Genomic DNA, 23,986 nt, shown 5'->3' with positions numbered 1-23,986 from the left:
TACCTGACATTGACGAAAACTCGCGCGCAAGTTAGGCAGCTTCTCCAAAACTTACTTAGAGGCGATGCGTGGCGGAGAAGGCGGGGCCGACAGGCGCAATCAACCGAGCCAATTTTCTCAACAAGCTCTGTTTTGTTAGATTTGGGTTGGGGCTGGGCGATCGACAGGACCAGCTTCGAGTTGAGCTCATAGCTCACTTGGAGTCTCTATCTGATCGCCCAATTTCGAAGCAGTCGATCATAAATTGGTTTGACCGCTCAAGCGCGCCTGCGCGATCGACTGCCTTCGTCTTCTTGCAAAGTTATATAGATGGCAGAATTGAATACTCATCATTGGATGATGCGAGGAAGCAGGTATTCGCCCAGATCGGTCGGTATGTGAAGAAATCTTCGCCCGTTGGAGAGCGGGAGAGGGTCCACCTCTCTGTCAATGGTAGCATCGTCATTGAAACAGACGGCCACTTTGATCGCCTGCCGCTTCTCTCGGCCGCGATGGAGGGGGTCTATGAATGTTACAAGATGCGATTCTCTGAGGAGCGCTCGAAGCCGATCGCGAGAGAAATTCTGAGGATATACAGAAAGCAGCGTGAGCTTAGGTTCGAGCAATGGTTCCTTCGCCAAGGCGGCTCGATCGACAAGTTCGATGGCGTTGTTGTCTCGTTGAACAACCTGATCTGGTTGATTGGGTCGGCGAGGTCGGAACCTGATAGATTGAGAATCACCTGCTTCCGAAAAATGGAAGAACTCGATTCCAACGCCGAACAATATCGCTGGGGCATCGCCGTCAGCGAAATCCCCTACTCTGCGTCCAAGGAGCCTTCGGCCGCTAGAGTGGTCATGCTGCCGATACAAAGTCCGCTAGAGATTGCAAAATTCGCCCAGGAGCATGTTGCCCACCTAGCTATCGATGGCGTGGAATCTTCCGTGCGTTCAGTAGTGGCGCGGCTGATTGACAACCATCTGTCGGCCTTTTCTACGCCTGGCAGCATCGAGCCGGCAGTGGGGGGCGACGGCCTGCCAATCCGAGATTTGGTTCTGAAAGTGGATCAGAGAACGATGGACGCCGCGATCAGTGTTCTCACCAACCTCCAAGACGACTCGGAATCAAGCGCCGCCCTTTGAGCGGGCGTCGGATCGACCGGTTACGCCGATCCGGGAAGACAAAGATATCGGTCAAGGACGAGACGTACGCCTGCTCTAGTTGGGGATGTGACGTCGGCACTCTGTTTGCGTAGTTCCTGAATCGCGGCCTCCATGCCATCGAGAACGCTCAGCGCCGCGCTAGGTCCAGCACGTTCTCCCTCCGAATAGAACCTTGAAACCAGCAACAAGAGCGCCGAGGGCACTCCGAGAGCTCGGGCGTAAGCCTCCAGATAGGCGTAGTGAAAGGGGGCCTTGCCGGCCTCCGCAGCATCAAAGATTGATCGGGTGAAAGCAGATTTTCCGAGCCGGCCTTCCGGCCAAGCGGCATTGACTAGATCTTGGAAGGCGGACTGGTTCAAGCCGCCCGAACCATCGTGAGTCTCGCGTGCGGCCGCCAAAACGAAGCGGAGTGTGTCGGGACAAAACTTCTCGCGGTCAGATCGCCGAACGAACCGATATCCAGTCCTAACACCGTGACGGCGCCCTTTGTCTGCGCGCTCTTTCCTCGGCACGTTAAAGTCCCCAATCAAATTCCGTGCCAAGATCGCATCTGCACTCGACAAACGTTGAAATGTGGCGCAGCGTTGCCGTGCCGCTAGGCTGGGCTTTCAAAAAAGGCCGCCCCTCGGGGCGGCCTTTTCCTGTGAATCGGTGCTCGTAACACCGACCGCAGAGGCGAGCTGAGTCGTTAGCGTGAACCCTTGGGAGGTAAACCCCATGACGACTCTGGTCGCCGTGGCGGTTGCCGGATGGTTCTGCGTGATGTTCACGCAGGCCCTGTCCGGCAGAAACCGCTGATACGGCTGTAATACCCATCGGCCCATAGCTGCCGAGGTCGAATTTAACTGCCCGCAAGCCCAACGAAAGTTTGTGCTTGCGGGCAAATTTTTATTTGCGTGGGCAACTTAGACTTAGTTTTTTCGGCTGTCTAGCCACCTCTTGACTCGAATCAGCATGCCGAGAATGCGCCATAATTGCGTATTCGCAACCTATATGTGGTGCGAAACCCGGTGAGAAAGCCCACATTTAGGTTCTCTTGCCTCCTCTAAGGCGGGAGCTTTATCCACAGGCTCCGGAAAACTTGGGGGCAAATTCTGCACAGTCCCCCCAACTTGCAGCGTGAAACTCATAATTTGCTCGCTCATGGCGACGAGGCCTTGGATCGGCCGAGGGGGCTCAAAACCCCGGGGAACGGGCTCTGCGCCATTCTGTCATCTGGGCTTTGATCCAGCTGTCGCGGACAGACAAGTCAATACGAAGCCTGGAAATTCGGGGACACTATATAGATTTCTCCCAAGAAACCGGCCGGCCCCGTCAGCCTCCCCGCTCCGGCAGTCCCGGCGCGCTCCCCACCATCGACGGCCGCGCCGCGGCCCGCCCCCACCACCCGGACAAACGCGGAAACTCCGCCAGCAGGGCGCCGCCCTCCGGGGCCGGGGCGAAATAGGCCATCATCGGGGCCAGGTGGATATCGGCCAGGGTCAGCTGTCCGCCCAGCAGCCAGGGGCGGTCGCTTAGCAGATCTTCGAGGGCCCGCAGGACGGTGGCCGAGGCCTGCAAGCCCCGGCGCACCGCGTCTTCATCGGCCGCCTGGCCCAGACGCGGCCTGAACACCCGGTGCGAGAAGACCTGGCGCACCATGGGCCAGTAGCCATAGCTGTCGATGATGCCGACGATCTGCTGCATCCGCGCCCGCGAGGCCGCCGTCACCGGCTGCAGCGCCGGCCCGTCGAAGGCCTCGTCGATGTAGCGGGTGATGGCGGCGGTCTCGTAGAGGACGAACTCGCCGTGGACCAGCGTCGGCACGCGCCGGAACGGGTTCATGGCCAGGTAGGCCCCGGGCGCGGCCCCCGCGAACGGATCGACCTCGACATGGCGGTGCGTCCGCTGATGCTTTCGGACGACGAGGTCGAGGCGCCGCCGCCGCCGCGCTGGGTGTGGCAGCGGGCGGACGGGTCGCCCGGGCGGACATCGAGAGCGGAATAATATTCCAATAAAATCAACAGGTTAAAGAATATGTCTAGACATATTCACCGCAAAATTCGCCTGCGGCGCCCGGTTCACCGCTCAACGCCGGCCGCCGTAGGCGCCGGGCGCCTCTCCGACACCTACAATCACAGCGTCCCTGAGACGCCCATGCCTACGCTTTCACCCACATTCCCCGCGCCCCTGCCCACAGGAAAGCCACGCCGGCGGGCGTTTTGGCCTCCGACAGCGGAATCGCGCCTTGTCATGTTGCTGCGCGGCGGCGTGGTATAATGCTCAGCCGCTTCGACAGCGGTCCCTGGCCTCCGGCTCCGCCGGCCCTGGGGGTTATTCCAGCCTTGCGGTCTGGGACCCGGCCAAACCCTGCTATACTGGCCGAACGCCTCGACGTGGGTTCTGCTCCGTGGTGGGACGCCCCCCCTTTAAAGGGGCGCGGCGGGGCGCCAAAAAGACGTTTAGTGCGGCCAGATCATCGGATTGGGCCCTTTCGATTGGGAAACTGATGATCAAGGCGAAGATGGCGGTTCTGGCCGCCGTGGGGATCGCGCTGGCGGGGCTGGGCGGATCGGTGATCAGCCCGGCTCCCGCCTCGGCCGCCTCCAAGCTCGAGAAGCTGACCGCCAAGCGGCTGGGGCAGTGCATGAAGGTGCTCGAACCGGCCACCGAACACGCCGAGGCGGCCCTCGCCGCCGGCCAGGGGATGGATCTGCCCGGGGCCGACTACAAGGCCTTTTGCGCGGCCATGACCACCCATGACGCCATCCTGCAGGACGACGGGCGCAACCTGGCGGTCTGTGAAGGCATTCCTCTGGAGGGTCAGGACGAAGCCACCGTGCTCGGCCTGCTCAGCGAACTGAAATACGACCGCGAGGCCATCGCCGAGTCCCGCCAGGTGGTCTGTCAGGCCGCGAATCCGGGCTGAAGCGAAAGACTGTCCTTGACCTTGCGGCAATGAGGGGCCAAACGCCCCGCAAAGAGGCCCCAAGGAGGAAAGCCCATGCGCGTAGGCGTGCCCAAGGAGATCAAACCTGGCGAACATCGCGTGGGCCTGCCGCCCACGGCGGTCCGCGAATACGTCGCGCGGGGCCATCAGGTTCTGATCGAGACCTCCGCGGGCGCCGGCGCCGGCTATGCCGACGAGGCCTACGTCAAGGCGGGCGCGACCATCGCCCCCGACGCCGCCAGCGTCTTCGCCGGCAGCGACATGATCGTGAAGGTCAAGGAACCCCAGAAGGTCGAGTGGGAGCGCCTCGAGCCGCGCCACATCCTGTTCACCTACCTGCACCTGGCCCCCGATCCGGCCCAGACCGAAGGCCTGATCGCCTCGGGCTGCGCCGCCATCGCCTATGAGACCGTCACCGACGCCAAGGGCGGCCTGCCGTTGCTGGCCCCGATGAGCGAAGTGGCCGGCCGCATCGCCGTCTTCTCGGCGGCCGAGACCCTGCTCAAGCACAACGGCGGCATGGGCCTGCTGCTCTGCGGCGTCCCCGGCGTGCCCCCGGCCCGCGTGGCCGTGCTCGGCGGCGGCGTGGTCGGCATGAACGCCGCCCGCATGGCCATGGGCCTCAACGCCGAAGTGGTGGTGCTGGAACGCTCCATCCCCCGGATGCGCGAGCTGGACGACATCTTCATGGGCCGCGTGCTGACCCGCTACTCGACCCTCGACGCCATCGAGGAAGAGATCCTGAAAGCCGACGTCGTCATCGGCGCCGTGCTGACCGCCGGGGCCGCCGCGCCCAAGCTGATCAAGCGCGCCGACCTGGTGCGGATGAAGCCCGGCAGCGTGCTGGTCGACGTCTCCATCGACCAGGGCGGCTGTTTCGAAACCAGCCACCCGACCACCCACGCCGAGCCGACCTATACCGTCGATGGCGTCGTCCACTACTGCGTCGCCAACATGCCCGGCGCCGCCCCGCGCACCAGTTCCGAAGCGCTGGTCCACGCGACCCTGCCCTTCGGCCTGGCCCTGGCCGACCATGGCCTGGACGCGCTGAAGCGGGACAAGCACCTGGCCAAGGGCCTCAACGTCCTGGGCGGCCAGCTGACCCACCCGGCGGTTGCCGAGGCGCTCGGCAAGCCGTTCGTCGATCCCTACGGGGCCTGGGCCTAGGCTCTAGCGGACCCGCGCGCGCCACTGCTCGCGGGTCTGCCCCCAGGCGTCGACCGGCTTGTCCTCGAAGGGCGGCGGCAGCCTGCTCGGCCCCCAGTTGGTTGAGCCCAGCCGTTTGGCCACCACCTGGCTGGCGGTGTTGGCGGGGTCGATGGTGTGGATGACCTCGGTCCAGCCCAGCGTGTCGAAGGCCCAGTCGATGGTCGCCTCGGCCGCCTCGACCGAATAGCCCTTGCCCCAGGCCTTCTTCAGCAGGGCCCAGCCCACTTCCGTCCCCGGCCAGCCCTCCGGAACCCAGGGTCCGATCCGCCCCAGCCACTCACCCGTTTCCTTGTCGAGCACGCTGAACATCGCATAGCCCTCCAGCGCCCAGGCGCCGGCCATGCTCATCATCCCGCGCCAGGCGGCCGGGCGTTCCTGCGGCCCGCCGATGAAGCCGCTGTTCTCCTCGTCGGCCATCAGTTCGGCCCAGCCGTCGAAGTCCTCACGCGCCGTCGGGCGCAGGATCAGGCGGGCGGTGGTCAGGGTGGGGCCGGGTGCGATCATGGCCTTACGGTACAACGAAAAAGGCGCCCGTGAAGGGCGCCTTTGTCTTCCGCTGATGGGGGCTCCACCGGGTCTGAGCAGGGGGGAGGTGTCAGACCCGGTGGAGGTCGGCGCGGCGGCGCATCAAGCGCCGAAGGCCCGCGCGGCGGCTTCCATCTGGGCGATGCCCACGATGGCGATGACGGGGATCGAAGCCAGGATCAGGCTGGCGAGATTGGAGATGCGAACGGTCATTTCAAGTAGTCCCTCTGTTTCGTTTGAGCAGCGCGTCCCTGCGCCGCCGGTGATTGGAGGTATACTGAAGGGACCCTGAAAAGGCTTGTTAAGCTTGCGTCATGACGTCGATGTAAGAGAATGACGGCGCTGTAAGTAATTACAGGGCTGTAATCCTCAGTCTTCCGGCTGCACCAGCAGGAAGTGGGCCCGCAGCGCCGCGATGGGTTGGGCCCGCTGTTCCTGCCAGGCCTCGACGTGGACGTTGGCGATGCGGCGGCCGACCTTCTTGATCTCGGCCCGGGCAAAAGTGGTCAGGGGGCGGCCAGAACGCAGGTACTCGATCGACACGTCGATGACCCGCGGCTGTTTCTCCTGGCCTTCCTTGACCTGCAGCTGGGCCAGGGCGGTCATTTCCATGAAGCTGCCCAGCACCCCGCCGTGGATGGCCGGCAGCATGGGGTTGCCGACGATGTGGTTGCCGAACGGCAGGATCATCGTCATTTCGTCCCCGGCCAGATCGGCCCGCACGCCCAGGAACCGGGCGTAGGGGATGCGTTCGAGCATGGCGCTCAGGCGGTCGGCGGCGTCGCTCACGACGTCACCGCCTTGCCCGCGCGGGGGTGGCGGCCCTTGCTGCTGTCGAGCATGAAGGCGGCGGATGCCGCGGCGACCGGATCGTCCGGCGACTCGTCGTAGGCCACCGCCCGGACAAAGGCGACCGAGCGGGTCACCTTGTAGCATTCGGCCTTGGCGAAGATCGGCTTGTGGGGCTTGGCGGCCCGCATGTAGTCGATGCGCAGATCGAGGGTGGCGATGATCTTGAACTCCTTCATCGCCAGATGCACCGCCGAGCCGCAGGCGTGGTCCAGCAACCCGGTGACCACCCCGCCGGCGATGACGCCGGTGTCGGGGTCGCCGACCATGATGTCCTTGTACTCGGCCTTCATGATGGCCGCGCCATTGTCCATGCTGACGAGCTCGAAGCCCATCTCGCGGGCATAGGGGCTGCCCTGGCTCATGCCCTGGGCCATGTTGTGCCGGATGGCTTCCTGATCGCTCATCCTACGGGTTTAGGACGAGCGGCGCCCTATATCCAGTGTTGGCGGAGCCTTCCGCCGTGCGGAGCGTATGTCTGCCTATGCTGAAGCCCGAACAGCTGCTCTGCCCGACGCCGAAGGGCCTCTACTGCCCGCCCGGCGACTTCTACGTCGATCCGGTGGTCCCGGTGGCGCGGGCGGTGGTCACTCACGGCCACGCCGACCACGCCCGCTCGGGCCACGACAGTGTGCTGGCAACCCCCGCCACGCTCGACATCATGGCCACCCGCTACGGTGAGGATTTCGCCGTGACCCGGCACCTTTCGCCCTACGGCCAGACGACCGAGCACGATGGCGTCGAGATAACCCTTGTCCCGGCCGGCCATGTGCTGGGCTCGGCCCAGGCGGTGGTGCGCCACAAGGGCCTGACCATGGTGGTCAGCGGCGACTACAAGCGCCGCCGCGATCCAACCTGCGAGGCCTTCGAGCCGGTCCCCTGCGACGTCTTCATCACCGAGGCCACCTTCGGCCTGCCGGTGTTCAAGCACCCCGACGACGCCGGCGAGGTCGGCAAGGTGATCGCCAGCGTCGGCCAGTTCCCGGGCCGGGCCCATCTGTTGGGGGCCTATGCGCTGGGCAAGGCGCAGCGGGTGATCAAGCTGCTGCGCGAGGGCGGCTGGGACCGGACCATCTATGTCCACGGGGCCATGGAGCGGCTCAACCGTCTCTACGAGGACCATGGCGTCGATCTCGGCCCGCTCGAACCGGCTACCGAGGAAAAGGGCCGCGACTTCGCCGGCGAGATCATCGTCTGCCCGCCCTCGGCCATGGCCGACCGCTGGAGCCGCCGGTTCGCCGACCCGGTCAGCGCCTTCTGCTCGGGCTGGATGAGCGTCCGCGCCCGGGCCCGCCAGCGGGCGGTCGAACTGCCGTTGATCATCAGCGACCACGCCGACTGGGACGAACTGACCGCCACGATTGCCGAGCTGTCGCCGGGCGAGGTGTGGATCACCCACGGCCGCGAAGAGGGTCTGCTGCGCTGGTGCGAACTGCGTGGCCAGCCGGCCCGGGCCCTGGCCCTGGTGGGCTATGAGGACGAGGAGGAGACCTGAGCGCCTGCTGCGCGATTCCCCTTGTCACACCGGGGCGGCAGGGATCAGGCTCAGGTCAACGTCGAGGGGGACCAATGACCAAGGGAGCGGCCCAGAGCTATCGCCGGCTTGACGGCGAGATGGTCGCGGCGACGGCGGTAAAGCTGGCCGACCGGGTGGCCGAGCGCTTTCCGGCCTCCGGCCTGGCCGGGGTCGCCGACGAACTGGCCCAAAGCGCCCGTCTGGCCGGCAGGCAGGCGCGCGGCCTGACCCGGCCCTACTACGGCCTGCGGACCCTGGTGGTGCTGATCGTGGGCGGGGGTCTTGCGGCACTCGTCTGGGGCGGGCTGTTCCTCGTCGACTGGAGCAATGTCACGGGGGCCGGGGACCTGGTGGTTCTGACCCCGGTGATGGAGTCGGCGGTCAACCTGATCCTCATCGTCGGGGCCGGCGCCTGGTTCCTGCTGACCCTCGAGGAGCGGTTGCGGCGCTCGCGGGTGCAGGCCTGGCTGCACAGGCTGCGAGCCTTCGCCCATGTCGTCGACATGCACCAGCTGACCAAGGACCCGACGGTGGTGCTCAACCCCGGCCCGCGCACGCCGTCCTCGCCGGACCGGGCCATGACAAGGTTCGAACTGGCCCGCTATCTGGAATACTGCGCCGAGATGCTGGCCCTGACGGGCAAGCTGGCGGCGGTGATGGCCGGCGAGAGCAGCGACCACGTGATCATCGCCGGGGCCAGCGACGTGGAAAACCTCTGCACCGACCTGGGCCGCAAGGTCTGGCAGAAGATCATGATCCTCGGGGAGTTGGACGAGCGGCGGTAGTCAGGCCGCCGGCTTTTCCTTGCGCCGCAGCCGGGCCAGGCGCCGCAGACGCCGCCAGAAGCGGGTCTTTTCCGGTTCCGGGTAGGGCTGCAGGTTCTTGAGGAACTCTTCGGCGCAGGAGCGCCAGCTGAACTTCTCGGCGAAGGTGCGCACCACTGTCCGGTCGAGATCGAGGCAGGCGAGGCAGGCTTCCTTCAGCCCTTCGGTCTTGCCGGGGGCCAGGGCGCCGGCGTTGCTGCCGGGGATGATGTCGATGGGTCCGGGCGCGCTGAAGGCGGCGACCGGGGTGCCGGCGGCCATGGCTTCGAGGATGACCAGGCCGAAGGTGTCGGTCAGCGAGGGGAAGACGAAGACGTCGGCGCAGGCGAAGTAGGCGGCCAGCTCGTCGCCGAACTTGGCACCGGCGAAGACCACTTCCGGGTATTTCTGGGCCAGCTCGTCGCGCTGCGGCCCGTCGCCGACCACCACCTTTGTTCCCGGCAGGTCGAGGCAGGCGAAGGCCTCGATGTTCTTCTCGACGGCCACCCGGCCAACGTTGAGGAAGATCGGCCGCTTCAGGTCCTTGAAGATGTCCGGCTCGCGCTTGTCCGGATGGAAGGTGTCGGTATCGACGCCGCGCGACCAGGGCGAGATGTTGCGGAAGCCATGGGCCTCCAGCTCGTCGCGCATGGTCGGGGTGGCCACCATCAGCCGGCCCGACGGCTTGTGGAACCACTTCATGTAGGCGTAGCCGGCCGCCAGCGGCAGCGGCAGGCGGGCGCTGACGTATTCCGGGAAGCGCGTGTGGTAGCTGGTCGTGAACGGCAGCTTCCATTCCAGGCACACCCGCCGGGCGGCGAGGCCCAGGGTGCCCTCGGTGGCGATATGGATGGCTTCGGGCTCGAAGGCCTTGAAGCGTTCGCGCACCGCCTCGTCGGCGCCGATGGCCAGGCGGATTTCCGAATAGGTCGGCAGCGGAATGGTCTTGAACTGGTCGGGGCTGATGACCTCGACCTCGTGGCCCATGGCCCGCAGTTCACTGATCACCCGGGTCAGGGTGCGGACAACGCCGTTGACCTGGGGCTCCCAGGCGTCGGTGGCCAAAAGAATACGCATCAGGCGACGGCGGGCTCTGCTGAATCGGAAGTCGAGCGCGCAATCATGGACCAGGAACGCTCCTTCGCCCAATCGATGATTTTCAGCGAACCGTCGAAATCCTCGGCGACGGCGGTGCAGCTTTCCACCCAGTCGCCGTCGTTGATGTAGAGAATCCCCTGGATGTCGCGCATTTCCGCCTTGTGGATATGGCCGCAGATCACCCCGTCGGCGCCGCGCCGGCGGGCCTCCTCGGCGAGAGCGTCCTCGAACTTCTCGATGAACTGCAAAGCGTTCTTCACCTTGACCTTCAGAAAAGCCGAGAGGCTCCAGTAGCCCAGACCCATCCGGCGCCGGGCGCGGTTGAGCAGGGTGTTCAGCATCAGGAGCGTCCTATAGGACCAATCGCCGAGGAAGGCGAGCCAGCGGGCGTGCTGGACGACGCCATCGAACTCGTCGCCATGTGTCACCAGGAAGCGGCGACCGTCGGCGGTTTCGTGCAGGCAGTCGCGGGCCACCACCACCCCGCCGAAGTGGATGCCGCAGAAATCCCGCGCGAACTCGTCGTGATTGCCCGGGACATAGGTCACCACCGTGCCCTTGCGGGCCATGCGGAGGATCTTCTGGACCACGTCGTTGTGGGCCTGGGGCCAGAACCAGCCGCCTTTCAGTTTCCAGCCGTCGACGATGTCGCCGACCAGATAGAGCTGGTCGCATTCCACATGACGGATGAAGTCGAGCAGCAGCTCGGCCTGGCAGCCGGCGGTGCCCAGGTGGATGTCGGAAATGAAGATGCTGCGGTAGCGCTGAACCGCGTCCGGACTGCTCATTTTTAGGTCGCCGCAATGCCCCTGAAATGCCCGGGCGCTAGGCTGATTTCATGTCACTGCAATGAAACCGATGGCAGATCAGAATTTGTGCATTGCGAGATGATCAACGGTTACCTAGATCGAGCCTATGGAAGTGCAGCGTAAGGAACGGGACACGCCCAAGTCGCGTCGGACCCGGGCCCGAATCCTCGATGAAGCCGTCAAGGTGATCGCGACGAACGGCTATGCCGCGGCGACCAACGCCGCCGTGGCCGAGGCGGCGGGCATCACCCGCGGGGCCATGCTCTACCATTTCCCGACCCGCGAGGACCTGCTGGAGGGGGTGATCGGCTACCTGCAGCTGGAGCGGGCCGAGCTGTTCCGTCTGGCCGCCGAAGACCTGCCGCCCGGCGCCGACGTCACCGAACACGCCATCGACAGCTACTGGGACCTGCTGCGCCACCCGGCCTTCACTGCCTTCATGGAGCTGGAGATGGCGGCGAGGACCGACCCGGTGGTGGCTGCGCTGATCGCCCCGGCCCGGGCTGAATTCGACCGCGCCCAGATCGGCGACCACTTCCTGAAGATGCTCCACGCCGGCGCCGGACCGCGTTTCCAGGCCAGTCGGGATCTGGCGCGGTTCATGCTCGAAGGCCTGGCGCGGGCGGACCTCAGCTACGACGAGGAAGCCCGGGTCGAGCGCCTTCTGACGGTGATCAAGCGCGCGACCCACATGCTCAACCGCAAGGGTGGCGTGACGGAGCTGTGGCCGGAGTGAGTTCGCTCCTTCCTCCCCCGTAAGCGGGGGAGGATGTGGACTACCCCGGCAGCCGGATGGTTGCCTTCAGGCCGCCAAGCGCCGACTTCGCCAACGTCACGTCCCCGCCATGGCTGCGGGCCACGTCGCGGGCGATGGCCAGGCCCAGCCCCACCCCCTTGCGGTTCTGGTTGCGGCTCTCGTCCAGTCGGCTGAACGGCTTGAAGGCTTCCTCGTAGCGGTCCTCGGGAATGCCCGGGCCGTCGTCCTCGACGACGATCTCGACCCCGCCGGTGGCCGTGGCCTCGGCGGTGACCTGCACGGTCTTGCCGTGGCTGACGGCGTTGGACACCAGGTTGTCCAGCGCCCGCTTCAGGGCGTTGGGCCGCACCAGCGCCGTCAGCCCGGCCGGGGCCAGCAGCGCCACGCTCGCCCCGGTCCGCCGGGCGTCGTCGCAATACTGGGTCAACAGGGCCCCAAGGTCGGTGGTCTCGACGGCCTCGGCCCCTTCGCCACGGGCGAAGTCGAGGTACTCGTCGATCATGTGCTCCATCTCGGAGAGGTCGCGCTTCATGGCCTCACCGGAGGCCGAGGGCTCGGCCAGGGCCAGTTCCAGCTTCAGCCGGGTGAGGGGCGTGCGCAGGTCGTGGCTGACCGATGCCAGCAGCACGGTGCGCTGTTCCAGATGCCGCTGGATGCGGGCCTTCATCGACAGGAAGGCCTGGGCCGCCTGGCGCACCTCGCGGGCCCCGTAGGGCTTGAAGGGTTCGGGCCCCTCGACGCCCTTGCCGAACGCCTCGGCCGCCTCGGCCAGCCGCTCGATGGCGCGCACCTGGTTGCGGATGAACAGGATGGCGATGGCGGTCAGCAGCAGGGTGGCGCTGGCCATCCACAGAATGAAGATCCAGCCCGAGGCGGCGAAGGCCCGCTCGCGCGGAGCGTAGATGCGCAGCACCCCGCCATCCACCGGCACCTCGATGCCGACCCAGCTGTTGTAGCTGCGGTTGTTGAACCAGAAGGGCCGGTCCAGCTTGCGCTCCAGCGCCGCCTCGAGGGCCCGGTCCTCAGGCGCGAAATAGGCCTGCTTGCGGCCGCTGGGCAGGGTGTCGCCGGGCTTGAAGGCCACCGACAGGGACAGGGTCCGCTCGGCCCGCTCGGCGAGGCTGGGCAGGTTGGAGGGGGCGGCCTCGTAGGTCTCGGTGATCCAGACCACATCGCCGGCCAGGCTGTCGGTGAGGCCGGAACTGACCGCCTGCCAGTGCAGGTCGAAGAACAGATAGGTGATCAGCCCCTGCATGATCGCCACCGGCAGGACGATGATCAGCAGGGTGCGCGCGAACAGGCTCTGCGGCAGCCATCGCTTGATAGCGCGCGGAATGAAAATGCGAAGGGCCCGGATCTTGACCATCAGTCGGGGGCGAGGAGGTAACCCACCCCCCGCACCGTCTGCAGGTAGCGCGGGGTCTTGGGGTCGTCCTCGATCTTTCGGCGAAGGCGGGTGACCTGGACGTCCACGGCCCTGCCTGCGGCGTCGGCGTCGTCGCGGGCCAGGGTGTAGCGGTCGATCGGGGCGTGGGGCGCCTTGGCCAGGGTGCGGAGGAGGTCGATCTCGGCCTCGGTCAGCCGCACCAGGGTCCCGTCGCGGGTCAGCTCGCCGCGCACCGGATCGAACTGGCAGCGGCCGAGCGACACCGGCTGGTCATCGCTCGGGCGCGGTCCGGCCCGGCGCAGGATGGCCTCGATGCGCAGCAAGAGTTCCTGCGGCTCGAACGGTTTGGCCAGATAGTCATCGACCCCGGCGGTCAGGCCCTCGATGCGGTCGGCAGTCTCGGAGCGGGCGGTCAGCATCAGGATCGGCGCCTTGGAGGCCGGCCCCGGTGTGGAGCGCAGTCGCTTGGCGAAGCTCATGCCATCCTCGCCCGGCATCATGACGTCGAGAATCACCAGATCGAAGTCCAAGGTGTCGAGCAGACGGCCCGCCGCACCGGCCTCGGCCGCCACGGTGACCCGGAAGCCTGCGCGGGTCAGGAACTGGCGCAGCAGGTCGCGGATGCGGTCGTCGTCATCCACCACCAGCAGGTGTCTGTCGCTCATGGTTCCTCCCGACGGGCGGTGAGGCGGGGACCCGCCAGGGAGGCGAGAATGCGCCGCCCCGCCGCCACTCCGTCAAGGCCCCCGTCGCGATAGGCCATGGCGATCAGGCCGCGAAGTTTCTCGCCCACACGCGCCTCGAAGGCCAGACCCGCCACCGTCAGCCGGGCGGGACGGCGCCGCGCATCCAGCTCTCCGGGGACTTTTTCGGCCAGGCCATGGGCCTCCAGGTCCGACAGGGTGCGGCTGGCGGCCTGTTTGGTCAGGGCGGTCAGCCGGGCGATCTCCTTCACACCGACACCGGGTCTCCTTCGAATGAGGAAGGCCGCGCGCCAGTGGCTGCGGCCCAGGCCCGTCGGCTCGGCCTCCATGGCGGCGTCAACGGCGTTCCAGATTGCCGTTTCGGCGAGCAGAACCAGCTCCAGACCCAGGTCCAGCTCCGATTCGCTGAGGATCAGGCGGGGATCGGCAAAGGTATTCATGCTATGCCGCACACCGCTTTGGCTTGGACCTGTGGGCAGGGTCTGGCATAATTGCCTGCGTAGGAGAAATTATCCCGATGTCCCTGGTTCCTTTCGACGATCGTGACGGCTGGATTTGGCTGGATGGGCAATTTGTGCCCTGGCGCGACGCGAAAGTGCACGTACTGACCCATGGGCTCCATTACGCCTCCTCGGTGTTCGAGGGTGAGCGGATGTACAACGGCGAGATTTTCGAACTGCGCGCCCACACCGAGCGGCTGTTCAAATCGGCCGAGATCCTGGACTTCAAGATCCCCTTCACGGTGGAGGAGATCGACGAGGCCTGCAAGCAGACCTGCGCCAGGAATGGCCTGACCGACTGCTACATCCGTCCGATCGCCTGGCGCGGCAGCGAGATGATCGGCGTCTCGGCCCAGCAGACGAAGATCCATGTGGCCATCGCGGTCTGGGACTGGCCCAGTTACTTCGACCCCGAAGAGAAGAAGAAGGGCATCCGCCTGGCGCACGCCCTCTATCGCCGCCCGGACCCGGCGACGGCGCCGACGGATGCGAAGGCCGCCGGCCTCTACATGATCTGCACCATCTCCAAGCATGCGGCCGAGCGCGACGGCTACGCCGACGCCCTGATGCAGGACTACCGCGGCTACATCGCCGAGGCGACGGGTGCGAACGCATTCTTCGTGCGCGACGGCGTCATCCACACCCCGACCCCCGACGCCTTCCTGAACGGCATCACCCGCCAGACGGTGATGAAGCTGGCCAAGGCCCGCGGCTACCAGATCATCGAGCGCCACATCCCGTTCGAGGAACTGGGCACGTTCAGCGAGCTGTTCATCACCGGCACCGCCGCCGAGGTGACGCCGGTGGCCTCGGTCGGTGAGACGATCTTCACGCCCGGGACCATCTCGCTCACCCTGATGGACGACTACGCCAGGCTGGTGCGCGGCGAAGCCCTGGCGACGGTGGCGGCGTAGTTCGCGGCTAGACCGAGAGGCGCGCTTCCAGCTCGGCCAGCCGGTTCCGCGAGCCCTGCAGTTCCGCTCCGTAGCGTTGCGGGTCCTCGGCGGCGAGGGCGCCGGCCAGTTCGACGCTCTCGCGGTAGAGGTCCAGGGCCCGCACGCGATGGCCGCGGTCCTCGCGGGCGTCGGCCAGCCGTTCCAGGGCGATGCTCAGGGCCCGGCGGTCGAGGCGGCGGGCGCCGTGGTTGGCGATCAGCTTGCGGCGCAGGGCGACCGCGTCCTCATAGGCCCCCAGGGCGGCGTCGAGGCGGCCCTCGTCGGTGGCCATATCGCCGACATTGATCAGCGCCCCGGCCAGGTCGGAGGCGGCGACCGGGTCGGCCGGCTCGATCTCATGCAGCAGCCGGGCGTAGGACAGGGCGTGGCCATAGGCCTCGGCGGCGTCGTCGACACGGCCTTGGCCGCGGGCGAAGTCACCCAGGTCCTGGGCGGCGACCATGCGGTCGTGATGGGTAAGAGCCAGGCTCGGCAGGCGCTTGAGCATCTCCGCCGCCTCGCCCCATTTTTCCTCGCGCACCTTGATCTTCATCGCCGCGCGGAGCTGGCCGAAGGTTTCCTGCGGCGGGCCGCTGGGGTCGGGGCCGGGGGCGACCGGAGGCAGGTCGCGGCGCACCGGCTGGGCCAGGACGGCGACATCGACCGGCCTGGCCCGCACCGGCTCGGGGGCCGGCGGCGGCGCGGCGGTCGGCGCCATCGGGGCAAGGTTCAGCTTCAGGTCCGGGATTGGTTCCGGGTTGCGCACGGCCACACCGACCGGCGGGTCGTCGGAAAAGGTGATCGGCCGCTCCATGCCCGACGGCAGCGGACGGCGCCGCTTGCGGGCAGGCCACAGGTTGACGATCACGGCCAGACCGCCAAGGCCCAGCGCGCCCCAGCCGATCAGGGGCCTCAGGGATTCGAAATCGGCAAGCTCCAGCCCCGGCACGGCCGGTCCGAGGTTTCCGACCAGCGGCCGAACCAGCATCCAGCCGGCGGCGGCGATCAGCAGCCCCAGCACAAGTCCGATGAGCCTTGCGGCCATGGTCGACACTCCCCGTCCCCTAAAGAGACGGGAAATGGGGTCTGCAATCAAGGCGGCGTCAAAACCCCACAACTGAGCGGGGAAATTCGTGAACGGCCGCGACCGCCCGGCGGGCGCCGGGCGGTCAAACTGCCTCTAAAACAGCCAGCTCATGGGTCGGGGGTAGGCTTCGTCCCGCGCCAGATAGCTCGCGCCCAGCACCAGCCGGATGTACTTCCAGACCAGCAGGACAGGGCCGGCGACGCCCAGGATGAGCAGACCCAGCGCCAGCGGCGCGATGCCGACCAGCACCGGCAGCAGGATGATCCCGACCACCACCAGGCCCACCGCCACCAGGGTCCAGCCGATGGCCAGCCAGAAGGTGCGGATCAGCATGGTGTAGTGGGTTTCCATACGGGGCCCCGCTCCGCCGCGCTGGGCATAGGCGATGATCAGCCCGATGAAGGTGGCCAGAAAGGCGGTGAACGGCCCGATGAAATACAGGCCGTAGATCACCAGGGGGATGACGCGGTCTTCGTGCGGTCGGGCAACGCTGACAGTGTCAGTCATCGTGGGGTTTCGTGCTCCATCGCGCCGGAGGTGGCGCATGGCCTTAATGTTGGGACCCCAAGCCCGTTCCGCAAATTAATACGGTGTCACCCGAGCAGGCCCGGGGGAATGGCCAGAGGATCGAACCGTCCCGCCTGCCGGTCCAGCCAGGGGACCAGGGCCAGGGCCAGGATGGCCACGAAGGCCATGCGCGAGCCCAGGGCCAGGCCGATGTCCAGCTGTCCGGCCATGGCCGCGAACAGGCCGATGGCCAGGGCGCCGCCGCCCAGCAGGATGGCCGCCCCGATCACCGTGCCCATCGTGGCCATGGCCGGAACCGTGAAGCGGGCGGTCGGGCTGGCCTGGGCCACCGCCCTGGCCAGCGCCGCCACAAAGGGAGCGAAGGTCTCGGGGGCCGGGGCGGCCTTGAGCGACAGGGCCTGGCCGGAATAGACGCCCAGCTGGCCGCGCGGCAGGGCCAGGATGGCCCCCGCCGCCAGCCGTCCCCGCGCGGGGGTCAGGTGCAGGCGGCGCACGGTGTTCAAGGCGATCCGCCGCTCGCGCTTGCCGCGCTGTTCGATCAGGACGCCGTCTTCCAGCCGCCAGGTGGTCAGCGGCTGCATCGGACCAAGCCTGGCCGAATGGGCGATCAGGCCCGCACCACGGTGATCTCGACCCCGGCGCCGGCGGCGCGGGGGGCCAGGGCCTCGGGCTTGTCGACGCGGATGCGGGCGCGGGTGACGCGCGGGTCTTCCAGGCAACGGCCGGCCAGATGCTCGGCGAAGATCTCGACCAGTTCGATATGGCCCTCGTCGGCCACGGCCTGGGCGGCGGCGACGATGGTCTCGTAGTTGACCGTGTCGGCCAGCCGGTCGGCGCCGGCCCAGGCGACGTCCAGCTCGACGTCGACCAGCAGCGGCTGGGTGCGGCCCCGCTCATGCGGATAGACCCCGACCTCGGCCTCGATACGGATGCCGTGGACAAAGATCTTGCTGACCACGACCTTGTTGTTGAGGACCAGCGGCGTGTCGGAATTCGAATAAGTGGCGGGCGTTACGGCCATTACGGCCCCTCTAGCCGGAGACAATGTCGGGCGTGCGCCAGCCCAGGTGCTGACCGGCGTCCACGGCGATCATCTGGCCGGTCACTGACGGGGCGTCAATCAGATAGCGCAGGGCGGCGGCGATCTCTTCCGGATCGATGGCCCTGCCCAGCGGGGTGCCGGCCGCCTCGGCCTCGAACTCGCCGGGCACCTGGTGCACCGACGCCAGGGTCGGGCCCGGCCCGATGCCGTTGACCCGCACATGCGGCGCCAGGGCCTGGGCCATGGTTTTGGTCGCGGCCCAGAGGGCGGCCTTGCTCAGGGAATAGGTGAAGAACTGCGGATTGGGCCGCAGCACCCGCTGGTCGAGGATGTTGACGATCAGGCCGCCGACTCCGGCCGGCAGGCGCTTGGCGAAGGCTTGGCTGAGCAGCACCGGGGCTGTCAGGTTGACCGCCAGATGGGCCTGCAGATTGTCGGCGTCGAAACTGCCGAAGCTGTCGTCCTCGAACAGCGAGGCGTTGTTGACCAGCAGGGTGACCGGCCCCAGCCGGCCGGCCGCGTCGAGCAGGCTGGCCGGCGTCTCGGGCGCCGTCAGGTCTCCGGTCAGGGTCAGGCAGTTGGCGCCCAGGACAGCCGCTTCCTGCGCCAGGCTGTCGGCGTCATCGGGATGACTGCGGTGATGGATGGCCAGGTCATAGCCGGCGCCCGCCGCGGCGAGCGCGAGGCTGCGGCCGATGCGCCGCGCGGCGCCGGTAACGAGGGCGACGCCCCGCACGGCCGGACGCTTAGTCGAAACGGCCGAACTCGTAGAGGTTCAGGGCGCCGAGGGCGGCGACGAACAGGACGATGACGCCGATGGCGATGTAGCCGGTCATGGTTTGACTCCGAAACTTCGTTGCGGCGGTCCTAGCGCCGCCGTGGCGGACGGGCAAGCGATTGCGCAGCCTCGCGGCCTGGCCCAAGCTGGCGTCATGCTCTGGCGCCGCGCCGTCGAACCCTTCGCCCGCCCCTTCGTCTTCGCCTGGTTCAAGCTGGCGCGCGGCCTGACCCTGGGGGTGCGGGGCATCGTGCTCGACGCCGACGGCCGGGTTCTGCTGATCGAGCACACCTATGTCGACGGCTGGCACCTGCCCGGCGGCGGGGTGGAAAAGGCCGAGACGGCCGAGACGGCGTTGGAGCGAGAGCTGGTCGAGGAAGCCGGGGTGCGGCTGACCGGCCCGCCGAAGCTGGTGTCGATCCATTCGAACCACGCGCACCACCCGAACGATCACGTACTGACCTTTCTGTGTCCGGACTGGGAGCCTTGCCGCGCCACCTCCCATGGCGAGATCGTCCAGATCGGCTGGTTCCATCCCGAGGCGCTGCCGGAAGGCTTGCGCCCCGGACACCGGCGCCGGATCGAGGAGGCTTTGCTCGGAGCCCAACCCTCTGCCCTCTGGTAGGGAAGGGCGGTTGGGGGAATAGTCACACACCGCTCACCAGAAGCGGGCCAGCAAGGGAGTAACGCCATGTCCTGGATCGCAACCTCGGCCTTTTCCAAGATCGCGGTCGGCATCGACCGGCCCGAGGACGTGGTGGTCGGCAAGGACGGGCGCATCTTCGCCTCCGACCACCAGTGCGCGGTGGCGGAGATTAACGCCGACGGCAGCTTCACCCGCATGGGCCCGGCCGGCGGCGCGCCGAACGGCATCAATATGGACCCCCAGGGCCGCATCCTGATCGCCAACTTCGGCATCTACGACCGCGTCGAAGGTCCTCTGCAACGCTTCGACCCGGCCACCGGAACCCACGAAACTCTGTTGGCCGAGGTGGGCGGCAAGCGGCTGACCAGCGCCAACTATCCGGTCATGGACCGGGCCGGGAACATCTGGTGCGCCAACTCCACCCACGCCGAGACCTGGCCCCAGGCGCTCGACGGCCGCACCGACGGCTTCATCTTCGTGCTTAGGCCGGACGGCAGTTCCGACATCGTCGCCGAAGGGCTGAAGTTTCCCAACGGCATGGCGCTCAGCGCCGACGACGGCGTCCTCTACTGCGCGCAGACCAGCGGAGCCGACGTCATGGCGTTCGATATCCAGCCAGGCGGCAAGCTGGGACCAGGCCGCCGCTATGGCCCGATCCTCGGCCGCCTGATGGGCCCCAATGACGATGTGGTGGCCGCCGCGGCCGCCGCCCAGCACCACGACGATCTGGGCTACACCGACGGCGTCGGCCTCGACGCCGAGGGCAACCTCTGGGTCTGTTTGCCGGCCGCCAACAAGGTGGTGGCCATCAGCCCCTCCGGCCATGTCGAGACCGTCTGCCACGATCCGTCGGGCGCCCTGATCAACCACCCGACCAATGTCACCTTCGGCGGCCCCGACCTGCGCGACCTCTATATCGGCTCGATCCGCGCCGACTATGTGCTCAAGGCCCGCTCGCCGGTGCCAGGCCTGGCGATGATCCACCAACGGTGAGGGCGCCTCTGTTCCTGGCATTGCTTCTGGCGGGTTGCTCGGAGGCGATGCCCTGCGAAAACACCGAAGTGGCGCGGATGACCTCGCCGGACGGGCGCCATGACGCCGTTCTGTTCGAGCGCAGCTGCGGGGCGACCACGGACTTCAGCAGCCAGGTTTCCATCGTCGCGCGGGGCGCGAAGGCCGAGGGCGGCGGCAATGTCCTGATCGCAGACAGCGATCACGGCAAGGCGCCGACAGGGTCCTGGGGCGGGCCCGATATCGATATGGGCTGGACCAGCGCCGACCAGCTGGTCGTCCGCCATCACCCCTCGGCCCGACTGTTCCAGGCCCACGCCCAGGTGGCCGGCGTCGCGGTCATGCACGTCGGCGACCTTGAGGACCGTTCCTCGAGGGACGACTAACCCTCTGACAACATTCAAAAAGCGTCGATACGCCGCAACAATGTGGCCCGGCGGGCGCCTCATTTTGAGGTTATAACCCGCCTCGCATCATCCTCCCCTCCCCAGAGAATTGGTCAAACAGTGCAGCGTAAAACTTTGAAGGGCTGGCGCTCGGCGCTCGCCCAGACGGTCGGTCTCGTGCTCGTGTTCACCCCGGTCGCCGCCCTTGCCGTGGCCGGCAAGAATCCCCAGGGCCCCGGCGCCCACAGCCCGATGGCCCGCCTGATCAAGGCGGTGAACCCCAGGGCCAACCTGCCCGCGCCGATGGTCAGCAAGATCGTCTGGAACGGCCTCGACATCGATGGTGACGGAGCCGGCGACTTCGTCAACCCGACCGGCCAGGCTCCGCGCCTGCACGACGCCTTCGGCAATGGCGAGTTCGGCGCCTCGCGCGACGGCGGTTCGCGCCACCATGAGGGCGTCGACTACACGGCCGACGCCGACCAGACGGTGGCGGCCCCAATCAGCGGCCTGATCACCAAGATCGGCTACGCCTACGGCGGCGACAATTCCCTGCGCTTCGTCGAGATCACCAACCCGGCCCTCGGCTATGTCGCGCGCACCTTCTACGTCGACCCCGACGTGGCCGTCGGCCAGATGGTCCGGCTGGGCGAAAGCATCGGCACCGTGGCCAGCCTGCAGTCCCACTACCCGGGCATCACCGACCATGTGCACCTGGAAGTCATGAAGGCCGGCGAGCGGCTGAACGCCGAGACGCTGATCGTGGCGAAGACGATCAAGGTGAAGGCGACCTCGGCGAACGGCTAGCATACCAATCCTTCGACGATGCGTTAGGCTGGGACCATGGAAGAGTCCCCGCCCTCCTCAGGCCCGGGCCAGGGCCGCACGCGGGACCTGACCCAGGGGCCGATCGCCGGCACCCTGGCGTCCTTCGCCCTGCCGGTGCTCGGCACCAGCGTGCTGCAGTCGCTGAACGCCTCGATAAATTCGGTCTGGGTCGGCCGCTTCCTCGGCGAGGCGGCGCTGGCCGCGACCTCCAACGCCAACCTTGTTCTATTCCTGCTGATCGGCACGGTCTTCGGGGTCGGGATGGCGGCGACCATCGTCGTCGGCCAGTCGATGGGCCGCAAGGATCTGGACACCGCCAAGCGGGCCGTGGGGACCTCGGTCGCCTTCTTCAGCCTGATGTCGGTGGTCTTCGCCATCGGCGGCTGGCTCGGGACCGACGCCATCCTGCAGGCGCTGGGCACGCCGCCTGACGCCCTGCCGTTGGCCGGCGCCTATCTGCGGGTCATCTTCCTGGCCCTGCCGCTGATGAACTTCTCGACCCTGGTCATGACCCTGCTACGCGGGGCGGGCGACAGCCGCACGCCGTTCCAGTTCAGCCTGCTGGCCGTCACCCTCGACATGGCCTTCAACCCGGTGCTGATCCTCGGCCTTGGCCCCTTCCCGAAGATGGGGATCGCCGGCGCCGCCATGGCCACCCTGATCAGCCAGGGGATCAGCCTGGTCGCCCTGATCGTGCTGATCTACGCCCGGAAGCACCCGCTGCGCCTGGTCGGGCCTGACCTCGCCTACCTGAAGTTCGACGGCGCCCTGATCCGTACTCTGGTGGCCAAGGGCCTGCCGATGGGTCTGCAGATGATCGTCATCTCGGCCTCGGCCCTGATCGTCATGAGCCTGGTCAACAGCTTCGGCTCGCGCACCGCGGCCGCCTACGGGGTCGCCGCCCAGCTGTGGACCTATGTCCAGATGCCGGCCCTGTCGATCGGGGCGGCGGTGTCGTCGATGGCCGCCCAGAACGTCGGCGCCGGGCTGTGGGACCGGGTGGCCCGGGTGACCCGGGCCGGCATCGCCTTCAACATCATCCTGACCGGGGCGATGGTGGCGGTGCTCTATGTCGCTGCCCCGCTGGTGCTGGGCCTGTTCCTGCCGACCGACCATGCCGCCGTCGATATCGCCATCCACATCAACCAGCTGGTGGTCTGGACCTTCATCCCCTTCGGCGTGACCATCGTGCTGTTCGCCACCGTGCGGGCGACGGGCGATGTCTGGCCGCCGCTGATCATTCTGACCCTGTCCATCGTCCTGGTCCGCATCCCCTTCGCCTATCTGCTGGAGCCGGTCTGGGGCCCGGACGCCGTCTGGTGGAGCTTCGCCTTCGGGTCGGGCGTCGCCCTGGCCCTGTCGGGCGCCTACTACAGGGCCGGCCGCTGGAAGAAGGCCCATATGCTGGACGACCACCGCCCGGCCATGGGCGAGCCGCCGGACACCGGCCACGGATTGCCGCGCGAGCGGGCCCAGATTCCCGTGGGGGAGCCCGTCAGCCTTTCGGAGCCGGGATCGCCAGATGCACCACCAGCCCCGAAGCCTCCCAGGTCTGAGACAGTCTAGCCGCCATCTGCCGCGACAGCTGGGTCATCAGCCGTGAGCCGAAGCCGGGTTTGCTCGGCGCCGTGACCGCCGGCCCGCCGCTTTCGCGCCAGGTCAGGTCAATGCTTCCCTGCTCGCAGAGGGTCCAGGCGATGGCCACCCGGCCCTTCGGCGTCGACAGCCCGCCGTACTTGCTGGCGTTGGTGGCCAGCTCATGGATCAGCATGCTGACCGGCTGGGTCTGTTCGGGGCTGAGCCGGACAGCCGGGCCCTCCAGGCTGTAGCGGTCCGGGGTCGCCAGGGCGGTCATCGCCTCATCGACCAGTTCCTGCAGCGGCGCCCCTTCCCAGCGACGGTCCGCCAGCGCCCCCTGGGCCCGCGCCAACGCATTGACCCGCCCGAACACCGCCTCCTTGTAGGTCTCCAGGTCCGGCCCCTCGGTCAGCCGCACGATGGCCTGGACCACGGCCAGGGCGTTGCGGCTGCGGTGATCGACCTCCCGGGCCAGCAGCTCACGCGCCTGCTCGGCCTTTCGCCGCTCGGTGATGTCGTGCAGCGAGACGCCGATGCCCCCGTCGATCATCGGGGTTATACGGATCTCGACCCAGCGGTCCGGCCGCCAGCGGGACGGGCTCTCAAAGGCTGCGCCCTTGCGCCCGTCCATGGCCCGTTTGCAGACGGTTTCGAACGGGGTGCCGATGCCTTGCGGGAAAACTTCCCACATGTTCTTGCCCAGCACCTGGTCTCGGGTGACGCCGAAGTACTGCTCGGCGGCGCCGTTGAAGATGACGTAGGTCCATTCCGGCGAGACGGCATAGAAGGCGTCGGAGATCGACTCCAGCACGGCCTCGAGACGCGGGTCTGGCGGGGGAATGGACAGGGGTACGCTCCGGACTTGCTGGACCCTACCGAGAATGCGCAGAGGCGTCACCGGTTTGCTGAGGCGGATCAGCAAGTTCCCCTCCCCCCATC

The 23,986-nt window shown here is 67.2% G+C and carries 27 protein-coding genes; 12 read left to right on the top strand and 15 right to left on the bottom strand.

The features are described 5' to 3' along the window. The first annotated feature begins 68 nt into the window (after positions 1-68). On the top strand, positions 69-1,121 hold the full coding sequence (locus tag AC2YG9_RS04870) for a hypothetical protein (protein WP_487296794.1): 1,053 nt from the start codon (positions 69-71) through the stop codon (positions 1,119-1,121). A 1,335-nt stretch (positions 1,122-2,456) separates the two neighbouring features. Here AC2YG9_RS04870 and AC2YG9_RS04865 read toward each other — a convergent pair. Further along, positions 2,457-3,086 (bottom strand): glutathione S-transferase family protein, encoded by a 630-nt coding sequence (locus tag AC2YG9_RS04865; RefSeq protein WP_487296919.1) that lies wholly within the window; start codon positions 3,084-3,086, stop codon positions 2,457-2,459. A gap of 544 nt (positions 3,087-3,630) precedes the next feature. On the opposite strand from AC2YG9_RS04865, the gene AC2YG9_RS04860 reads away from it, so the two are divergent. Together AC2YG9_RS04860 and ald are read left to right on the top strand one after the other, a co-directional pair. After that, the gene (locus tag AC2YG9_RS04860; protein ID WP_487296793.1) at positions 3,631-4,050 is read left to right on the top strand and encodes a hypothetical protein; all 420 of its coding nucleotides are present in this window, start codon (positions 3,631-3,633) and stop codon (positions 4,048-4,050) included. Positions 4,051-4,125: 75 nt separating this feature from the next. Next, positions 4,126-5,238 carry an alanine dehydrogenase gene (gene ald, locus AC2YG9_RS04855; RefSeq protein WP_487296792.1) on the top strand — a complete coding sequence of 371 codons (1,113 nt, stop codon included), beginning with the start codon at positions 4,126-4,128 and terminating at the stop codon, positions 5,236-5,238. 3 nt (positions 5,239-5,241) lie between these two features. Here the strand turns inward: ald and AC2YG9_RS04850 are convergent, their stop codons facing one another. The 3 genes from AC2YG9_RS04850 to AC2YG9_RS04840 form a co-directional block, all read right to left on the bottom strand. Further along, positions 5,242-5,784, bottom strand: a complete 543-nt coding sequence (locus AC2YG9_RS04850; protein ID WP_487296791.1) for a GNAT family N-acetyltransferase — start codon at positions 5,782-5,784, stop codon at positions 5,242-5,244. A gap of 390 nt (positions 5,785-6,174) precedes the next feature. Then, the gene (locus AC2YG9_RS04845; RefSeq protein ID WP_487296790.1) at positions 6,175-6,594 is read right to left on the bottom strand and encodes a PaaI family thioesterase; all 420 of its coding nucleotides are present in this window, start codon (positions 6,592-6,594) and stop codon (positions 6,175-6,177) included. Beyond that, on the bottom strand, positions 6,591-7,061 hold the full coding sequence (locus AC2YG9_RS04840) for a PaaI family thioesterase (RefSeq protein ID WP_487296789.1): 471 nt from the start codon (positions 7,059-7,061) through the stop codon (positions 6,591-6,593). Before AC2YG9_RS04840 ends, AC2YG9_RS04845 begins: the two co-directional genes overlap by 4 nt. Positions 7,062-7,138: 77 nt before the next feature. Between AC2YG9_RS04840 and AC2YG9_RS04835 the strand changes: the two genes are divergently transcribed. Next, complete coding sequence (locus AC2YG9_RS04835) at positions 7,139-8,149, top strand: ligase-associated DNA damage response exonuclease (protein WP_487296788.1); 1,011 nt, start codon at positions 7,139-7,141, stop codon at positions 8,147-8,149. A 74-nt stretch (positions 8,150-8,223) separates the two neighbouring features. Further along, the gene (locus AC2YG9_RS04830; RefSeq protein WP_487296787.1) at positions 8,224-8,955 is read left to right on the top strand and encodes a hypothetical protein; all 732 of its coding nucleotides are present in this window, start codon (positions 8,224-8,226) and stop codon (positions 8,953-8,955) included. Here the strand turns inward: AC2YG9_RS04830 and AC2YG9_RS04825 are convergent, their stop codons facing one another. Together AC2YG9_RS04825 and AC2YG9_RS04820 are read right to left on the bottom strand one after the other, a co-directional pair. Continuing rightward, positions 8,956-10,050, bottom strand: a complete 1,095-nt coding sequence (locus tag AC2YG9_RS04825) for a glycosyltransferase family 4 protein (RefSeq protein ID WP_487296786.1) — start codon at positions 10,048-10,050, stop codon at positions 8,956-8,958. Beyond that, positions 10,050-10,859, bottom strand: coding sequence for a UDP-2,3-diacylglucosamine diphosphatase (locus tag AC2YG9_RS04820; protein WP_487296785.1), 810 nt, complete (start codon positions 10,857-10,859; stop codon positions 10,050-10,052). The genes AC2YG9_RS04825 and AC2YG9_RS04820 overlap by 1 nt, the downstream gene beginning before the upstream one ends. A 127-nt stretch (positions 10,860-10,986) precedes the next feature. Here AC2YG9_RS04820 and AC2YG9_RS04815 point away from each other — a divergent pair, with 127 nt between their 5' ends. Next, positions 10,987-11,616: a TetR family transcriptional regulator gene (locus AC2YG9_RS04815; protein WP_487296784.1), complete on the top strand. Its 630-nt coding sequence runs from the start codon at positions 10,987-10,989 to the stop codon at positions 11,614-11,616. 40 nt (positions 11,617-11,656) lie between these two features. Here AC2YG9_RS04815 and AC2YG9_RS04810 read toward each other — a convergent pair whose 3' ends face one another. The 3 genes from AC2YG9_RS04810 to AC2YG9_RS04800 are packed head-to-tail and all read right to left on the bottom strand — an operon-like array spanning position 11,657 to position 14,168. Next, complete coding sequence (locus AC2YG9_RS04810; RefSeq protein WP_487296783.1) at positions 11,657-13,003, bottom strand: ATP-binding protein; 1,347 nt, start codon at positions 13,001-13,003, stop codon at positions 11,657-11,659. Next, the gene (locus tag AC2YG9_RS04805) at positions 13,003-13,689 is read right to left on the bottom strand and encodes a response regulator (RefSeq protein WP_487296782.1); all 687 of its coding nucleotides are present in this window, start codon (positions 13,687-13,689) and stop codon (positions 13,003-13,005) included. Before AC2YG9_RS04805 ends, AC2YG9_RS04810 begins: the two co-directional genes overlap by 1 nt. Further along, positions 13,686-14,168, bottom strand: a complete 483-nt coding sequence (locus tag AC2YG9_RS04800; RefSeq protein WP_487296781.1) for a MarR family winged helix-turn-helix transcriptional regulator — start codon at positions 14,166-14,168, stop codon at positions 13,686-13,688. Before AC2YG9_RS04800 ends, AC2YG9_RS04805 begins: the two co-directional genes overlap by 4 nt. Before the next feature lie 77 nt (positions 14,169-14,245). On the opposite strand from AC2YG9_RS04800, the gene AC2YG9_RS04795 reads away from it, so the two are divergent. Then, complete coding sequence (locus AC2YG9_RS04795) at positions 14,246-15,142, top strand: branched-chain amino acid aminotransferase (RefSeq protein ID WP_487296780.1); 897 nt, start codon at positions 14,246-14,248, stop codon at positions 15,140-15,142. Between the two features lie 7 nt (positions 15,143-15,149). On the opposite strand, the gene AC2YG9_RS04790 is transcribed toward AC2YG9_RS04795, so the two are convergent. The 5 genes from AC2YG9_RS04790 to AC2YG9_RS04770 all read right to left on the bottom strand — a co-directional run bounded on the left by AC2YG9_RS04790 (position 15,150) and on the right by AC2YG9_RS04770 (position 18,556). Continuing rightward, positions 15,150-16,208: a tetratricopeptide repeat protein gene (locus AC2YG9_RS04790; RefSeq protein ID WP_487296779.1), complete on the bottom strand. Its 1,059-nt coding sequence runs from the start codon at positions 16,206-16,208 to the stop codon at positions 15,150-15,152. 135 nt (positions 16,209-16,343) lie between these two features. After that, on the bottom strand, positions 16,344-16,757 hold the full coding sequence (locus tag AC2YG9_RS04785) for a hypothetical protein (protein WP_487296778.1): 414 nt from the start codon (positions 16,755-16,757) through the stop codon (positions 16,344-16,346). Positions 16,758-16,843: 86 nt separating this feature from the next. After that, the gene (locus tag AC2YG9_RS04780; RefSeq protein ID WP_487296777.1) at positions 16,844-17,359 is read right to left on the bottom strand and encodes a hypothetical protein; all 516 of its coding nucleotides are present in this window, start codon (positions 17,357-17,359) and stop codon (positions 16,844-16,846) included. A gap of 26 nt (positions 17,360-17,385) precedes the next feature. After that, entirely contained in the window at positions 17,386-17,799 is a 414-nt protein-coding gene (folB, locus tag AC2YG9_RS04775) for a dihydroneopterin aldolase (protein ID WP_487296776.1), read from the bottom strand. A gap of 10 nt (positions 17,800-17,809) precedes the next feature. Then, positions 17,810-18,556: an SDR family oxidoreductase gene (locus AC2YG9_RS04770; RefSeq protein WP_487296775.1), complete on the bottom strand. Its 747-nt coding sequence runs from the start codon at positions 18,554-18,556 to the stop codon at positions 17,810-17,812. Positions 18,557-18,752: 196 nt separating this feature from the next. On the opposite strand from AC2YG9_RS04770, the gene AC2YG9_RS04765 reads away from it, so the two are divergent. The 5 genes from AC2YG9_RS04765 to AC2YG9_RS04745 all read left to right on the top strand — a co-directional run bounded on the left by AC2YG9_RS04765 (position 18,753) and on the right by AC2YG9_RS04745 (position 23,035). Further along, positions 18,753-19,223 carry an NUDIX domain-containing protein gene (locus AC2YG9_RS04765; RefSeq protein WP_487296774.1) on the top strand — a complete coding sequence of 157 codons (471 nt, stop codon included), beginning with the start codon at positions 18,753-18,755 and terminating at the stop codon, positions 19,221-19,223. A 66-nt stretch (positions 19,224-19,289) separates the two neighbouring features. Next, a complete protein-coding gene (locus AC2YG9_RS04760) occupies positions 19,290-20,237 on the top strand; it encodes an SMP-30/gluconolactonase/LRE family protein (RefSeq protein ID WP_487296773.1) in 948 nt (315 codons plus the stop codon). A 47-nt stretch (positions 20,238-20,284) separates the two neighbouring features. After that, positions 20,285-20,641 carry a hypothetical protein gene (locus AC2YG9_RS04755; protein ID WP_487296772.1) on the top strand — a complete coding sequence of 119 codons (357 nt, stop codon included), beginning with the start codon at positions 20,285-20,287 and terminating at the stop codon, positions 20,639-20,641. A gap of 120 nt (positions 20,642-20,761) precedes the next feature. After that, positions 20,762-21,448, top strand: a complete 687-nt coding sequence (locus tag AC2YG9_RS04750; protein ID WP_487296771.1) for a M23 family metallopeptidase — start codon at positions 20,762-20,764, stop codon at positions 21,446-21,448. Positions 21,449-21,484: 36 nt separating this feature from the next. After that, positions 21,485-23,035 carry an MATE family efflux transporter gene (locus tag AC2YG9_RS04745; RefSeq protein ID WP_487296770.1) on the top strand — a complete coding sequence of 517 codons (1,551 nt, stop codon included), beginning with the start codon at positions 21,485-21,487 and terminating at the stop codon, positions 23,033-23,035. Here the strand turns inward: AC2YG9_RS04745 and AC2YG9_RS04740 are convergent. Then, positions 22,965-23,969 (bottom strand): sensor histidine kinase, encoded by a 1,005-nt coding sequence (locus tag AC2YG9_RS04740; RefSeq protein ID WP_487296769.1) that lies wholly within the window; start codon positions 23,967-23,969, stop codon positions 22,965-22,967. The genes AC2YG9_RS04745 and AC2YG9_RS04740 overlap by 71 nt on opposite strands. Between the last annotated feature and the right edge of the window lie 17 nt (positions 23,970-23,986).

The organism is Caulobacter sp. SRI_014, from assembly GCF_057586315.1.
Note: the sequence above shows the minus strand (reverse complement) of the source record. Positions and strands in the feature narration are given on the sequence as shown.

Coding starts and splice junctions, on each gene's coding strand:
- AC2YG9_RS04860 (WP_487296793.1), top strand. CDS start 3,631: ATGATCAAGGCGAAGATGGCGGTTCTGGCCGCCGTGGGGATCGCGCTG.
- ald (WP_487296792.1), top strand. CDS start 4,126: ATGCGCGTAGGCGTGCCCAAGGAGATCAAACCTGGCGAACATCGCGTG.
- AC2YG9_RS04850 (WP_487296791.1), bottom strand. CDS start 5,784: ATGATCGCACCCGGCCCCACCCTGACCACCGCCCGCCTGATCCTGCGC.
- AC2YG9_RS04840 (WP_487296789.1), bottom strand. CDS start 7,061: ATGAGCGATCAGGAAGCCATCCGGCACAACATGGCCCAGGGCATGAGC.
- AC2YG9_RS04835 (WP_487296788.1), top strand. CDS start 7,139: ATGCTGAAGCCCGAACAGCTGCTCTGCCCGACGCCGAAGGGCCTCTAC.
- AC2YG9_RS04830 (WP_487296787.1), top strand. CDS start 8,224: ATGACCAAGGGAGCGGCCCAGAGCTATCGCCGGCTTGACGGCGAGATG.
- AC2YG9_RS04825 (WP_487296786.1), bottom strand. CDS start 10,050: ATGCGTATTCTTTTGGCCACCGACGCCTGGGAGCCCCAGGTCAACGGC.
- AC2YG9_RS04820 (WP_487296785.1), bottom strand. CDS start 10,859: ATGAGCAGTCCGGACGCGGTTCAGCGCTACCGCAGCATCTTCATTTCC.
- AC2YG9_RS04815 (WP_487296784.1), top strand. CDS start 10,987: ATGGAAGTGCAGCGTAAGGAACGGGACACGCCCAAGTCGCGTCGGACC.
- AC2YG9_RS04810 (WP_487296783.1), bottom strand. CDS start 13,003: ATGGTCAAGATCCGGGCCCTTCGCATTTTCATTCCGCGCGCTATCAAG.
- AC2YG9_RS04805 (WP_487296782.1), bottom strand. CDS start 13,689: ATGAGCGACAGACACCTGCTGGTGGTGGATGACGACGACCGCATCCGC.
- AC2YG9_RS04800 (WP_487296781.1), bottom strand. CDS start 14,168: ATGAATACCTTTGCCGATCCCCGCCTGATCCTCAGCGAATCGGAGCTG.
- AC2YG9_RS04795 (WP_487296780.1), top strand. CDS start 14,246: ATGTCCCTGGTTCCTTTCGACGATCGTGACGGCTGGATTTGGCTGGAT.
- AC2YG9_RS04790 (WP_487296779.1), bottom strand. CDS start 16,208: ATGGCCGCAAGGCTCATCGGACTTGTGCTGGGGCTGCTGATCGCCGCC.
- AC2YG9_RS04785 (WP_487296778.1), bottom strand. CDS start 16,757: ATGACTGACACTGTCAGCGTTGCCCGACCGCACGAAGACCGCGTCATC.
- AC2YG9_RS04780 (WP_487296777.1), bottom strand. CDS start 17,359: ATGCAGCCGCTGACCACCTGGCGGCTGGAAGACGGCGTCCTGATCGAA.
- folB (WP_487296776.1), bottom strand. CDS start 17,799: ATGGCCGTAACGCCCGCCACTTATTCGAATTCCGACACGCCGCTGGTC.
- AC2YG9_RS04765 (WP_487296774.1), top strand. CDS start 18,753: ATGCTCTGGCGCCGCGCCGTCGAACCCTTCGCCCGCCCCTTCGTCTTC.
- AC2YG9_RS04760 (WP_487296773.1), top strand. CDS start 19,290: ATGTCCTGGATCGCAACCTCGGCCTTTTCCAAGATCGCGGTCGGCATC.
- AC2YG9_RS04755 (WP_487296772.1), top strand. CDS start 20,285: ATGCCCTGCGAAAACACCGAAGTGGCGCGGATGACCTCGCCGGACGGG.
- AC2YG9_RS04745 (WP_487296770.1), top strand. CDS start 21,485: ATGGAAGAGTCCCCGCCCTCCTCAGGCCCGGGCCAGGGCCGCACGCGG.